Here is a 13,612-nt window from a genome sequence, read left to right as displayed (position 1 = left end):
CCATGTGCATAGAACCTCGTAGCAGGCTACGAAGTTTCATGCACGTGCGGCACCGGTGCTCGCTCGGATCACCAGTCTCGGTTCGATGCTCGAACGCCTGGTGCTTCGGTTTCCGGTGTCGATCTGGTCGAGCAGAATTTCGACGCTTCGGACACCGACGTCGGTGAATTCCTGGCGGATGGTGGTCAGCGGTGGTGAGAAGAACTCCGCATCGGGAACATCGTCGAAGCCGACCACGCTGACGTCCTGTGGCACTCGCTTGCCGTGGACGTCCAGTGCGCGCAGCACCCCGAGTGCCATGGAGTCGTTGCCGGCGAACACTGCAGTGACGTCGGTGTTCCCGGCCAGTTCGGTGCCGGCCCGAAACCCCGATTTTGCGGTCCAGTCGCCGCTGAGGGCGGCAGGCGGATCGATGCCTGCATCCTCGTGGGCCAGCCGCCATCCGGTGACGCGATCGGCAGCCTCGTACCACCCCAGCGGGCCGGCCACATGCCACACGGCGCTGTGTCCGAGCGAGAGCAGGTGCGCGGTTGCCGCTTTCGCTCCGGCGATCTGATCCACCGAGACGACGGCCAGATCACCGGCAGGCGAACCCTCGACGGCGACCAGCGGGAGTTCGCCGGCCAGATCGGCGATGTCGCCGCCGTCGGTTCGCAGTGGAGCGATGACGACGACGCCGTCGACCCCCTGCTTCTGCAATCGGCGCACGCAGGTGATGATCGCCGACTCCTCGAACGAGGTGGGGACGCCGACCACGACGGAGTAGCCGGCCTCGCGGGCTGCGTATTCGACGCTGTAGAGCGTCGACACCGGACCGTAGAGAGCATTCCCGGTTCCCACGATTCCGATGGTCCTGCTCCGGCCGGTGACGAGAGCGCGAGCTGCAGTGTTCGGCCGGTAGCCGAGCTCCGAGATCGCCTGATGCACTTTCGTTCTCGTCGCTTCGGTCACGTTGGGGTGACCGTTGATGACGCGGGAGACGGTCTGATGGGACACGCCTGCGAGCCGGGCGACATCGGTCATGGCGGGTCCGCGAGTCGGCGTCATCGTGTCCGAGCCTCCCTTCCTGGTCGAGGACAATCACAGCATGCCCGGGCCCGTGATGCCCGCGACTACAGGGTTTACGTGGGTGTGGTCACCGCCGAGCCGGTCGTGGTGGGCGCAGGCTTACCGGCCTCGGGACCGGAGAACATCTCGGCCGGGACGGGCACACCCAGATAGCTGCTCGGCGGCGCGGCTCTGTCGCCCTTGCTGCCCTTACCGCTCGCTGCTCGGCGTTTGGTCCAGATGTCGAATGCCACGGCAGCGAGGAGCACCAGCCCCTTGACCAGCTGAACGCGCTCGCTTGGCGAACCGATGAGCGACATTCCGCTGTTGATCACGGCGATGATGAGTCCACCGGTGAGCGCTCCGACGATGCGTCCGACGCCGCCCTGCACCGCTGCGCCGCCGATGAAGGCCGCCGCGATCGCGTCGAGCTCGAAGCCGTTGCCCGCGGTGGGGCCCGCCTGATTGAGTCGGCCGGCGAAGATGATTCCGGCGAGGGCGGACAGCACTCCCATGTTCACGAAGATCCAGAAGGTGACCGGTTTGACCTTGATGCCGGAGAGCGACGCAGCGTGGATGTTTCCGCCGATGGCGTACACGTGCCGACCGAACACCGTCCTGCCTGCCAGAGTGGAATAGGCCATCACCAGCACGGCGAGAAGGATCAGCACGTACGGGAGGTTCTTGAAGCGGGCGAGCTGGACGGCGATGGCGAGCACCAGACCGCCGGCCAGAATCATCTTGGCCAGGAACAGCGGCATCGCGTCGACGGCCTGCCCATACTTCTGACGGCCCGTCCGAGAACGCCACTGCGTGAACACGATTCCGGCAACGGCGAGGATCGCGACGAGCAGCGTGAAGATGTCGGCACCACCGAGCGGCCCGAGGCCGACATTGCCCATGAAGCCGGGGAGAAATCCGTTGGAGAGGGTCCGCACGGGACCGGGGAACGGCCCGATGCCCTGGTTGCCGAGAACGATGAGAGTGACCGCTCGGAAGATGAGCATGCCGGCCAGAGTCACGATGAATGCCGGAATGCCGAAGTACGCAACCCAATACCCCTGCCAGGCACCGATCAGCCCACCGACGATCAGGGTGATCAGGACGGCCAACGGCCACGGCACGTTCTGCTGGACCATCAGGACACCCGCGATCGCTCCGGTTGCCGCGACGACCGATCCGACGGAGAGGTCGATGTGGCCCGCGATGATGATCACGACCATGCCGATGGCCAGAATGAGGATGTACGAGTTCTGCACCACCATGTTGCTGATGTTCTGCGGCACCAGAAGCTGACCGCCCGTCAGTACGGTGAAAAGCACGATGATCAGCGCGAATGCAATGAAGATTCCGCTCTGGCGGAGGTTGCGCGTGAGCAACCCCCGCACGGTCGACAACTGATTCATCGAAGTACTCCTGTTCCACGGGTCATGAGATGCATGAGAGATTCCTGCGTCGCGTCCTCGCGAGTCACCTCACCGGTGATGCGGCCTGCGGACAGCGCATAGATCCGGTCGCAGAGCCCGAGCAGTTCCGGTAGTTCGGACGAAATCACCAGAACTGCTTTGCCCGCATCGGCGAGGCTATTGATGATCGAATAGATTTCGAACTTGGCGCCGACGTCGATTCCTCGCGTCGGTTCGTCGAGAATGAGCACATCGGGATCGCTGAAGATCCACTTGCTCAGCACGACTTTCTGCTGGTTGCCGCCGGAGAGCTTGCCGACCACGGCGGAGACGTTCGGTGCCTTGATGTTCATGCTCTTGCGGAAGCCTTCGGCGACCTTGTACTCCTGGTTGTCGTCGACGAATCCACCGGTCACCAGTTTGTCGAGTGCCGCGGTGGAGATGTTGCGCTTGATGTCGTCGATCAGGTTGAGGCCGTAACGTTTTCGGTCCTCGGTGGCGTAGGCGATTCCGTGATGGATGGCGTCGCTGACGGATTTGACGTGAATTTCCTTGCCGTACTTGTACAGACGCCCCGAGATGTCGATGCCGTAGCTACGGCCGAAGACACTCATGGCCAACTCGGTGCGTCCGGCACCCATCAATCCCGCGAGACCGACGATCTCGCCGCGGCGCAGCGTCAGATTCGCCCCGTCGACGACGGTTCGGCCGTGCTGAGTGGGGCTGTGTACGGTCCAGTCCTCGATGCGCAGAACCTCCTCTCCCACCGTGGATTCGTGCGGTGGGAATCGGTGCTCGAGATCGCGGCCGACCATCAGCGAGATGATGCGGTCTTCGGTGACCTCCGGGTTGCGCATGTCCAATGTCTCGATGGTGCGGCCGTCGCGAATGATCGTGGTGCGGTCTGCGACGGCCGCGATCTCGTTGAGCTTGTGCGAGATGATCACGCACGTGATGCCCTCGTCGCGCAGTCCGCGCAGCAGGTCGAGGAGATGAGCCGAATCCGAATCGTTCAGTGCTGCAGTCGGTTCGTCGAGGATCAGCAGCGTCACGTCTTTCGAGAGTGCCTTCGCGATCTCGACGAGTTGCTGCTTGCCCACGCCGAGATCGCCCACGACCGATACGGGGTTCTCCCGCAGCCCTACCCGGTTCAGTAGGGCTGCGGCCTCGGAGTTGGTGCGGTTCCAGTCGATGAACCCGCGCTTCGACCGCTCGTTGCCGAGAAAGATGTTCTCGGCGATCGAGAGATGCGGACTCAGCGCGAGTTCCTGGTGAATGATGACGATGCCCTCGGCTTCGCTGCTCCTGATGTCGGAGAATGCACACGGCCGACCGTCGAACACGATCTCGCCGTCGAACGTGTCGTGCGGGTAGACACCCGACAACACCTTCATGAGCGTCGACTTGCCTGCGCCGTTCTCGCCGCAGATCGCGTGGATCTCACCGCGATTCACCGAGAGAGTGACATCCTGTAGCGCCTTGACGCCGGGAAAAGTTTTGGTGATGCCGCGCATCTCCAAGATCGGGCTCGTCATCGCCGAACTCACTTCAATTGATCGTCGGTGTAGTAGCCGCCTTCGACCAGCAGCTGCTCGTAGTTGCCCTTGTTGACGATCTCGGGCTGCAGTAGGTACGCGGGAACGACCTTGTCGCCGTTGTCGTAGTCCGTCGTGTTGTTCGTCTCCGGCGTCCCACCGTCGAGCATGGCCTGAGCCATCGCGATCGTGACCTCGGCCAGTTCCCGGGTGTCCTTGTAGATCGTGGAGTACTGCTCGTCGGCGATGATGGACTTGACCGACGGCACTTCGGCGTCCTGGCCGGTGACGATCGGGTACGGCTGGCCGGCGGTGCCGTAGCCGTTGCTCTTGAGTGCGGAGAGGATGCCGATCGACAGGCCGTCGTACGGCGAGAGCACGCCCTGAACCTTCTGGCCCGAGGAGTACGTCTTGGTGAGCAGATCCTCCATGCGCTTCTGGGCGGTGGCCGGATCCCAGCGCAGTGTTGCGGCAGTCTCGAAGTCGGACTCGCCACTGCCGATTTTCAGAGTTCCGTTGTCCAGGTACGGCTTCAGGGTTTCCATCGCGCCGTCGAAGAAGAAGGTGGCGTTGTTGTCGTCGGGGGAACCGGCGAAGACCTCGATGTTCAAGGGGCCTGCAGGCGCGTCGGCCTTGTCGGTGCCGTCCTCGTTCTTCAGGCCGAGACCGACGAGTAGCGACGTGGCCTGGTCGACGCCGACCTTGTAGTTGTCGAAGGTCGCGTAGTAGTCGACATTGGGCGAGTTGCGGATGAGACGGTCGTAGGCGATGACGCCGATGCCGTTGTCCTTGGCTTCCTGCAACTGCGTGGTGATGGCAGTGCCGTCCACCGAGGCCACGATGAGAAGCTTTGCGCCCTGGGTGATCTGGTTCTCGATCTGGTTGACCTGAGTGGGGATGTCGTTCTCGGCGTACTGCAGATCGACTTTGTAGCCCTGGCCCTCGAGCGCACTCTTGAGGTTGTCGCCGTCGGCGATCCATCGAGCCGAGGACTTGGTCGGCATCGTGACGCCGATCAGGGCGCCCGCCGTGCTGCCGCCCTCGGCCGGGGCCTCGTCTGCGGTCTTGGTGCTCGATCCGCACGCGCCGAGCGTGAGGGTGAGTGCCACCGCGGCCGCGGCCATGGATAGGTGTCGAAACTTCATCGTTTCTCCCTGCGTAGTGGAGTAGACCGTGAAGCGGGGCCGCCGGGGTGTCCCTTGTGGTTCGCATCACATCAAGACGAAAGTGTGAGCGATAACATCCAGGTTGTCAAAGATTTCTGTTCTGCACCCTCGTGACCAGTGTGAGCGCTAACATCAACCGAGTCGGGAACCGCCGGACGCGCCTGTCGGACGGGTCAGTGCAGCTCTTGCACCGACTGCTTGCCGCTCTTGAGCCACCGACCGGGTAGCCGGCCGACCAACTCTCCGAGCGGGTGCACCGCGGCCGAGAGGATCTCCACCGAATCCTGCAGGATGTCGATCGAGATGCTCATCCGCTCGATGTTCGGGGCCACGGACGTCAGCGTCTCCGACAGCTTGACCAACTGGTCCAGTGGACCGTCCTTGGCGGTCAGGCGCTCGACGGCACCGTCCTCGGCCAGAAGCGTTTCGAGGATGCCCTCCTCGGCGATGGCTCGTTCGATGAGGCCGTCCTGACGCGTCAGCACCTCGAGCGGGCCGTCCTTGGCCGTCAGTCGTTCGAGTGGTCCGTTGGTGGCCGTGATGCGATCGAGGAGGCCGCCCTCGGCGAGCAATCGTTCGAGCGGACCGTCCTCTGCGAGCAGCCGATCCAAGGGTCCGCCGGGGGCCAGGATTCGCTCGACCGGGCCGCCCGGAGACAGTAGGCGTTCGAGGGTGCCGTCCTCGGAGGTGAGGCGATCGACGACGCCACCCTGGGCGAGAAGGCGATCCAGTGGCCCGCCTTCCTTGAGTGCGTTGCCCAGGGCGCGGTCGTCGGAGGTGAGCTGGCCGAGCTGGGCGAGCAGTTGCATCGTGCCGCCGCGCGGGTTGGCGAGCGACGCCACTCCGGCCGTGCCCGAGGCACCGGTGGCCAGGGCCATCCTGGTGGTCGCCAGCGCGACCTCCGCGACGCCGATCGCCTGCTCGGCGATAGCAATTCCGGCGCGCGCGGGCAGTGTGATCGCTGACACCCAGTTCATCGTTTTACTGTAACTGCTTGTAGCTCGGAAGATCAGTGAAGAACCTTCAGTCCGACGACGCAGCCGACGATGCCGACCAGAAGCGCGACTTTGAGCAACGACGCTGCTTCGGCGCCGGTGATCATCGCGTACGTGACGGTGAGGGTGGCACCGATTCCCACCCAGACGGCGTAGGCGGTACCGGTGGGCAACGACCGCATCGCAATCGCGAGACCGATCATGCTGAGCACCACCGCGACGCCGAAGACGACGGACGGTCCGAGTTTGGTGAAGCCCTCGGACTTACCGAGTGCGGTGGCCCAGATCGCTTCGAGGACGCCGGAGACGACGAGAATCAGCCAAGCCATGAGAAATCACTCCTTGCACCGTCTTGTCGCTGTTCGGGCTCCGCACGAGGGTCGTTCCGCAGGCTCCACTCCTGGTGTGCGCTCGTCCGATTGTCGGAAGTGACTTGTACGATCGTACCAATCCTCGCCGGGTCGGGACAGAGCATTCGAGTTCTCAGTAGGCATACGTGTTCGCCGGTGCCTCGATTCGCTCGACGGTCGACACCGTCATCGTGGGTGTGAACGCGGTGTCCTCCGTCGCCGTGGCAGCGTCGACGGTTCCCGATATCTGCAGCCAGGTGCCGTCCGGAATGTCGTCGAGAGCTGCGCTACCTGCGTCGAGGTGAATCCTGACGGACCTGGCGTCGGCCGCGCAGCAGATGATGAGAATGCGGGCGAGGTCGAGGCCTTCTCTCGTGCCGTCGGCCCGCGGCGAGCCTCCGTTGGCAGTCGCGACGGCGAATCCGGTGACGCGAATCTCCCGTCCGTCGAGGCTGCCTTCGGTGTCCCTGACCGCGCGTTGCACGACATCGAGCAGCGGAACCTCGGGCGCGCGCTCGTCCGGCAGGGGTGGAAACGCGGTCCTCTGACGATCGGCCGCCGAGGTGACGGATCGATCGCCGACTGCCGAGACTCCCAGTGCGGGCGGTGCGACGAACAGGATGACCGCGAGCGGAATCAAGAGCAGCCAGTACGGACGCGCATCATGATCGTGTCCGTCGTCCCCTGGCCCACCGCGGCGGATGTCGGCGACGATCGACGCGATCGCCAGGGCGACGATCAACACCCCGGCGGTCAGCAGATACGGATGCAGCGACGGTTTGACGTATCGCACAAAGCTGCCGTCCCACGAGATCTTGACCATGGCTCCGCCGAGGAGGAGTAGCAGAAGATTCTGCACCTCACGTTTCATCGCGCACCCAGGACGAGGTAACCGCACACCGTGGCGCACACGATCGCGACGACGAACGTCAGCGGGGCGAAGCGAGCCACGAAGCCGCGTCCGAAACTGCCCGCCTGCATCGCCATCAACTTCACGTCGACCGCGGGTCCGACCACCAGGAAGACCAACCGTGGCAACAGCGGCAGCATCGACATGCTCGCGGCGACGAATGCGTCGGCCTCCGAGCACAATGCCAGGATCACCGCGAGAACAGCCATGACCACGATCGACAGCAACAACTGCCCGGCGAGATGGGTGAACACCCAATCGGGAACCACCAGGTGCAGCAGCGCGGCGGCCGCTGCTCCGAACACGAGGAAGGCTCCGGCCTGAAGCAGGTCCGCACGCGCCGACTCACGGAAGGTCTCCCACTTCGAGGTTCCGTGGCGGTGTTCACGATCAGCGAGTCGAGCGGTGATCCACTCGGCCTTGCCGAACCTGGTCCACAGCCAGCCCATCACCAGGGCGGTGGCGAGCGAGCCGAGGAACCGGGCGAGAACCATCGCCGGTTCGCCGGGAAAGGCCACGGCGGTGGAGACGAGGACGACGGGGTTGATCGCCGGTGCGGACAGCAGAAACGCCAGAGCCGCAGACGTCGGTACACCCTGATCCATCAACCGACGCGAGACGGGAACGGCACCGCACTCGCACCCGGGCAACGCCATTCCCGCGAGTCCGCTCACTCCGACGGCAGCGGTGGCGTTCTTCGGAACCACCTTCTGCAGCACCGCGGGCGAGACGAATGCGGCGATGCCTCCGCTCACGAGCACACCGAGGACCAGGAACGGCGTCGCCTGCACGAAGATCCCGGTGAACACCGTTGCGCCGGTCCGCAGCGCGGGAGACGAGTCGACCCACCGGGCGATGTCGCCGCCGAACACGATGCCCAACACGAGCAGAGTTGCGAATACGTGCATGGATGACACTGGAATCCGAGTCCTGGTGCGGGTGTCCGTGTTCGCGTCGACCATGTTCCTGCCATCATGCCTCCTCCAGGTTCGGAGTGACGGCCGTGGCTCACAGCAACCTCACAGCGAGAGTGCAGCGGACGAGCAGCTACCCGCGCGATGATGGACATCGTGAGCGAGACACCCGAGGCACGAGTCCTGATCGTCGACGACGAACCGACCATCGTCGAGCTGCTGTCGGTCAGCCTCCGATTCCAGGGATTCGAGGTCGCGACGGCGTCATCCGGTCCCGAGGCGTTGGACAAGGCCCGCAACTTCAGGCCCGAGGCTCTCATTCTCGACGTGATGATGCCCGGCATGGACGGCTTCGGTCTGCTGCGCCGGCTGCGAGCGGACGGGATCGATGCGCCCGCCCTGTTCCTGACCGCGCGAGATTCCGTGGAGGACAAGGTGACCGGACTGACCCTCGGTGCGGACGACTACGTCACCAAGCCGTTCTCGCTCGAAGAGGTGGTGGCTCGGCTCCGGGTCATCCTGCGTCGATCGGGCAAGAGCGAGGACGCGCAACCGTCCCGAGTTGCGTTCGCAGACATCGAACTCGACGACGACACCCACGAGGTGTGGAAGGCGGGCGAGCCGGTTTCGCTGTCGCCCACCGAATTCACGTTGCTGCGGTACTTCATGGTCAACGCGGGCACCGTGCTGAGCAAGCCGCGGATTCTCGACCACGTGTGGCACTACGACTTCGGGGGTGAAGTGGGAGTGGTGGAGTCGTACGTGTCGTACCTGCGGCGCAAGGTCGATACGGGTGATACTCGATTGATCCACACACTGCGGGGAGTCGGCTACGTCATGCGCCGGCCACGGTGACGGGCATTCGAGTTCGGATTCGGAATCTGCCGCTGCGGTTCACCTTGGTCGCAGCGTTGCTGCTGCTGGTCGGGCTCGGTCTGCTGGCATCGGGGGTTGCGGTGACCTCCTCGCTCGAGACCTCGCTGATGCGACGCCTCGACAGTCAACTGATCGAGGCGTCCCAGGGGTGGGCGAAGCCGGGTGGAGAACGCCCGCCCTTCCCGGTCGACGAACCCAGCCCGAACAGACCGCCGTCCAACTTCTTCGTTCGTTCGGTGGCCACCGACGGTACCGTCCGTGGTCCGATCAACGATGTGGCAGAGGATGTCCCGGATCTGTCGGGCACGCCGTCCGCCATCCCGACGACCGTCGGTTCCGAGGGTGACCCGTCGAAACAATGGCGGGTGATCACGGTGACCAACGACCAGGGCTCCACCACCGTGGGAATGTCGCTCAGCGCCAACCAGCAGACCGTCAGCAGGCTCGCGGTACTCCAGTTCTACATCGGCGCGGCGGTGTTGCTGGCACTGGCCGTGATCGCCTATTTCGTGGTGCGGCGCAGTCTGCGACCGTTGCGGGAGGTGGAGACGACTGCTGCGGCCATCGCTGCCGGAGACCTGCATCGCCGAGTGCCGGAGTGGAGTGAGAAGACCGAGGTGGGCCGATTGTCGTTGGCCCTCAACGGTATGCTCTCGCAGATTCAGCGTGCCTTCGCGGCAACTGCTGCCTCGGAGGAGGCGGCACGTGCGTCCGAGGATCGGATGCGCCGCTTCGTCGCCGACGCCAGTCACGAACTACGGACGCCGCTGACGACGATCCGCGGGTTCGCCGAGTTGTACCGGCAGGGTGCGATGAGCGACATCGCCGTGTTGATGAACCGAATCGAAGGCGAGTCGGCGCGCATGGGACTGCTCGTCGAAGACCTGCTGATGCTCGCGCGCCTCGACGCCCAACGGCCCCTCGAAGTACGCCGAGTCGATCTGCTCACCATCGCCGCCGATGCCGTGCACGACGCCAAGGCGGTCTCGCCCCGACGCGACATCTCGCTGAAGGTGTTGGCGGGACCGGGGATTCCCGAGGTCGACGGCGACGACGCCCGGCTGCGTCAGGTGCTCGCGAACCTCGTCGGAAACGCAGTTCGGCACACGCCCGAATCCGCGTCGATCACCGTGTGTGTGGGGACCACCCAATCCTCGGTGCTGCTCGAAGTACAGGACACCGGACCGGGTCTGCGAGAGGAGGAGGCTGCACACGTCTTCGAGCGGTTCTATCGTGCCGATTCCTCGCGGACCAGGGAGAGCGGCGGGAGCGGGCTGGGGTTGTCGATCGTCGCGGCCCTGGTCGCCGCGCACAACGGCACGGTGAGCGTGCAGAGCGTCCCGGGGCAGGGCGCGACCTTTCGGGTCGAATTACCGCGCGCCGACGGTTGATTCGCGTTCCGTCCTGGCCTTCTTCCGTTCGGCCAGCTTCGTGTACGCGGCTGCGGCGAGAGGCGCAGCGACGAGCATCGACACCAGCCGGATCACCTGAACGCACGCCACGAAGGTGACGTCGGATCCGGTCGTCGCGGACACCGCGAGCACGGCGGCCAATCCGCCGGGTGTGGTGGCGAGGTAGCCGGTGAGCATGCTGACCCCGGTGATCGCAGACAGCGCCCAACCGAACAGGGCGCACACCAGGCCGATCGAGAGAACCAGCAGCGCTGCCCACGGAAAGATCCGTCCGATGGCCCGCAGGCTCGCGGTCGTGAAGGCAAGTCCCGCTTGCCATCCGATGACGATGAATGCCACCGGCAGCAGCACGGTGGGCACCGAGATGTCCACGGGCCACCCGAGCAGCTCGCAGGCGCCCGCCACGACCAGTGGTCCGAGCGTTGCCGGTGCGGGCAGTCTGATCAGACGTGCGAGCGCGATTCCGACGACGACGGCTCCGAGCAGAAACGCTGTGCCGATGTACCAGGGCGTCGTCGACTGCTCCTGTGTTCCGGCCCCACCACCGGTGTCGGTGTGAAAGGCGAAGGTGACGATCAGGGGCATCGTGACCACCACCAACGCCACGCGGAGATACTGGACCACGGCGACGATCCGCTCGTCGCCGCCGAGCTCCCGGGCAATCGACACCAGACCCGTTGCGCCACCGGCGATGAGAGACAAGGCACCGGTGACCGGGTCGACATCACGATGCAGTGCCAGCAGAGCGCCACAGCCGGCGCTGACGACCAGCGTCCCCGCGCCGACGAGAACGGCGGGAATCCAGTTCTCGCCCAGCGCACCGAGTGTCTCGGTGTCGAGCATCAGCCCGATCGTCACCGCCAGGGTCCCCTGCGCCGCCATCGACAGTGGACGGGGAACAGCCGCGGGTCCGAGACCGGTCAGTGCGAAGACCACGGCGACGACGAGAGCCGCGAACAGTGACGGTGCCGTGAGCCCCAGCGCCGCGAAAAGGGCCCAGCCCCCGGACGGATACGGCCGCGAGACCGATCCATCGGAGGCTGTGCCCCACTACTTTTCCGGCGCGGTCGGAGACACTCACACTCCGGACTTGACCAGCAGAACCGGGACCGGGATCTCGAGCAGCAGACGCTGAATCGTCTGCCCCATCAGGAACTTGCCGACGGCCGAACGGTGGCGTGACCCGACGACGAGGATCTCGGACTTCTGCTCTTCGACCAGTGTCAGCAGGGTATTGACGGCATCGGGATCGGGCCTGCCCACCGCCACGGTCCAGGAGACGGCGTCGGCGTGGTCGATGTCGGTGAGGGCCGTGTCCACTGCAGTGGAGACTGCAGCAGTTTCGGCGGCCTCGGCGGACGGCTCGGCCGATCCCGACAGGGCGTGCAGGACCACGAGGTCCGTCTCGCGGATGCGTGCCTCTCGAACGGCGGCTGCCAATGCTGCGCGGCCCTCGGGTGAATTGTTGTGCAGTACGCCAACAGTCATGACGGTTTCTCCTACGAGAGGTGGGGTGGGGGATCAGCCGAACGGGATCTGGCCGAGGACTATGCCGACGGCCAGCATCGCGAGGGAGACGACCACCGCTCGCCACAGGACCTTCTTGTGGTGATCGGCCAGCGACACTCCGGCGAGGGTGACGAGCAGCAGGATGGCCGGAACCAGCGGGCTCTGCAGGTGGACGGGCTGACCGGTGATCGAGGCACGGGCCATCTCGACCGGGTCGATGCCGTACTTGCTCGCCGTCTCGGTCAGCACCGGGAGGATGCCGAAGTAGAAGGCGTCGTTGGTCATGAAGAACGTCAGCGGGATGCTCAGGATGCCGGTGATGACGGCCAGGTACGGGCCCATGCCGGACGGGATGACGTTGAGCAGCCACTCGGCCATGGCCTCGACCATGCCGGTGCCCTGGAACACGCCCGTCAGAATTGCGGCGGCGAGCACCATGGCGACGACGGAGACGATGGAGGACGAGTGCCGTGCGATCGCGTCGCCCTGCTCCTTGACCTTGGGGAAGTTGACCGTCAGGGCGATGGAGGCGGCGATCATGAACAGCACCGGGATGGGCAGGATGTCCATGACGAGGATGACGAGGAGGATGACCGTCAGCGCAGCGTTGAACCACAGCAGCTTGGGGCGCAGGGTGTCGCGATTGGGGTCGAGGCCGTCGAAGAACTGGCCCGATTCGCCGTTGTCCGATCCGCCGGTGCCTGCTCCGCCGGTTGCCTTGCCGCCCTTACGGATACTGCCGCCGCCACCGGAGGCCACCAATTCGGGTTCGTAGATCAGCTTGCCGATGCGTCGGCGCTCCATGATGCCCAGGTGAACGGCGAAGAGCAGCACGATGATCAGGCCGACGATCATCGACGGAACCATCGGAACGAAGACGTCGGACGGGGAGATGCCGAGAGCGGAAGCAGCGCGAACCGTCGGGCCGCCCCACGGAATGATGTTCATCGTGCCGTTGGCGAGACCGGCGACGACCGTCAGGATCACCGGGCTGACACCGAGTTTGAGGTAGAGCGGCAGCAGCGCGGACGTGACGATGATGAACGTGGTGGAGCCGTCACCGTCGAGCGAGACGACCATGGCCAGAATGGCAGTTCCGACAACGAGTTTCATCGGGTCGTTGCGCACCAGGCGCAGGATGCCGCGCACCAGTGGGTCGAAGAGTCCGACGTCGATCATGATTCCGAAGAAGATGATGGCGAAGAACAGTAGGGCTGCGGTAGGGGCGAGGGACTTGATGCCGTCGGTGATCATGTCACCGATGCCGAGCCCCGCGCCGGCCAGCAGGCCGAAGATGAAGGGTACGAGGGTGAGTGCGACGACGGGCGTGGCTCTCTTGGTCAGGATCAAGAACATGAAGGCGGCTACCATGAGGAAGCCGAGTATCACCAACATCGTGCACTCCTTCTCGAATGTGTGAGGTGGGTCCGGTTGGACTGCGTCTGTGACTGAAGTTACGTAACCGGCATCACATGGTCGCCGTTGTGCGCAC

The 13,612-nt window shown here is 64.8% G+C and carries 13 protein-coding genes; 2 read left to right on the top strand and 11 right to left on the bottom strand.

Going from position 1 to position 13,612, the window contains the following annotated elements:
* Positions 1 to 36 precede the first annotated feature (36 nt).
* The 8 genes from MTX35_RS04995 to MTX35_RS04960 all read right to left on the bottom strand — a co-directional run bounded on the left by MTX35_RS04995 (position 37) and on the right by MTX35_RS04960 (position 8,371).
* Positions 37 to 1,047, bottom strand: a complete 1,011-nt coding sequence (locus MTX35_RS04995; RefSeq protein ID WP_243593903.1) for a LacI family DNA-binding transcriptional regulator — start codon at positions 1,045 to 1,047, stop codon at positions 37 to 39.
* 74 nt (positions 1,048 to 1,121) lie between these two features.
* Positions 1,122 to 2,453 carry a multiple monosaccharide ABC transporter permease gene (gene mmsB / locus MTX35_RS04990; RefSeq protein WP_243593902.1) on the bottom strand — a complete coding sequence of 444 codons (1,332 nt, stop codon included), beginning with the start codon at positions 2,451 to 2,453 and terminating at the stop codon, positions 1,122 to 1,124.
* Positions 2,450 to 3,988, bottom strand: a complete 1,539-nt coding sequence (gene mmsA / locus MTX35_RS04985) for a multiple monosaccharide ABC transporter ATP-binding protein (RefSeq protein ID WP_243593901.1) — start codon at positions 3,986 to 3,988, stop codon at positions 2,450 to 2,452. Before mmsA ends, mmsB begins: the two co-directional genes overlap by 4 nt.
* A gap of 8 nt (positions 3,989 to 3,996) precedes the next feature.
* Positions 3,997 to 5,133 carry a multiple monosaccharide ABC transporter substrate-binding protein gene (chvE, locus tag MTX35_RS04980; RefSeq protein ID WP_243593900.1) on the bottom strand — a complete coding sequence of 379 codons (1,137 nt, stop codon included), beginning with the start codon at positions 5,131 to 5,133 and terminating at the stop codon, positions 3,997 to 3,999.
* A 194-nt stretch (positions 5,134 to 5,327) separates the two neighbouring features.
* Positions 5,328 to 6,131, bottom strand: a complete 804-nt coding sequence (locus MTX35_RS04975) for an ABC transporter (protein ID WP_243593899.1) — start codon at positions 6,129 to 6,131, stop codon at positions 5,328 to 5,330.
* A 32-nt stretch (positions 6,132 to 6,163) separates the two neighbouring features.
* Positions 6,164 to 6,478 (bottom strand): multidrug efflux SMR transporter, encoded by a 315-nt coding sequence (locus MTX35_RS04970; RefSeq protein ID WP_243593898.1) that lies wholly within the window; start codon positions 6,476 to 6,478, stop codon positions 6,164 to 6,166.
* Positions 6,479 to 6,632: 154 nt separating this feature from the next.
* Positions 6,633 to 7,370, bottom strand: coding sequence for a TIGR03943 family protein (locus tag MTX35_RS04965; RefSeq protein WP_243593897.1), 738 nt, complete (start codon positions 7,368 to 7,370; stop codon positions 6,633 to 6,635).
* Positions 7,367 to 8,371 (bottom strand): permease, encoded by a 1,005-nt coding sequence (locus MTX35_RS04960; protein ID WP_374230237.1) that lies wholly within the window; start codon positions 8,369 to 8,371, stop codon positions 7,367 to 7,369. The genes MTX35_RS04965 and MTX35_RS04960 overlap by 4 nt, the downstream gene beginning before the upstream one ends.
* Positions 8,372 to 8,470: 99 nt before the next feature.
* On the opposite strand from MTX35_RS04960, the gene MTX35_RS04955 reads away from it, so the two are divergent.
* Both MTX35_RS04955 and MTX35_RS04950 read left to right on the top strand, forming a co-directional pair.
* A complete protein-coding gene (locus MTX35_RS04955) occupies positions 8,471 to 9,178 on the top strand; it encodes a response regulator transcription factor (RefSeq protein WP_243593895.1) in 708 nt (235 codons plus the stop codon).
* A complete protein-coding gene (locus MTX35_RS04950) occupies positions 9,175 to 10,590 on the top strand; it encodes a sensor histidine kinase (protein ID WP_374230236.1) in 1,416 nt (471 codons plus the stop codon). Before MTX35_RS04955 ends, MTX35_RS04950 begins: the two co-directional genes overlap by 4 nt.
* On the opposite strand, the gene MTX35_RS04945 is transcribed toward MTX35_RS04950, so the two are convergent.
* The 3 genes from MTX35_RS04945 to MTX35_RS04935 all read right to left on the bottom strand — a co-directional run bounded on the left by MTX35_RS04945 (position 10,570) and on the right by MTX35_RS04935 (position 13,515).
* Positions 10,570 to 11,547, bottom strand: coding sequence for an AbrB family transcriptional regulator (locus MTX35_RS04945; RefSeq protein ID WP_243593894.1), 978 nt, complete (start codon positions 11,545 to 11,547; stop codon positions 10,570 to 10,572). The genes MTX35_RS04950 and MTX35_RS04945 overlap by 21 nt on opposite strands.
* Before the next feature lie 141 nt (positions 11,548 to 11,688).
* The gene (locus tag MTX35_RS04940; RefSeq protein ID WP_243593893.1) at positions 11,689 to 12,099 is read right to left on the bottom strand and encodes a universal stress protein; all 411 of its coding nucleotides are present in this window, start codon (positions 12,097 to 12,099) and stop codon (positions 11,689 to 11,691) included.
* A 33-nt stretch (positions 12,100 to 12,132) separates the two neighbouring features.
* On the bottom strand, positions 12,133 to 13,515 hold the full coding sequence (locus MTX35_RS04935; protein ID WP_243593892.1) for a CitMHS family transporter: 1,383 nt from the start codon (positions 13,513 to 13,515) through the stop codon (positions 12,133 to 12,135).
* Positions 13,516 to 13,612 lie beyond the last annotated feature (97 nt).

Source organism: Rhodococcus sp. ARC_M12 (assembly GCF_022810385.1).
GTDB classification, from domain to species: Bacteria; Actinomycetota; Actinomycetes; order Mycobacteriales; family Mycobacteriaceae; genus Rhodococcoides; species Rhodococcoides navarretei.
The sequence above is the reverse complement of the archived record's forward strand: the minus strand, read 5'-3'. Positions and strand labels throughout refer to the sequence as shown.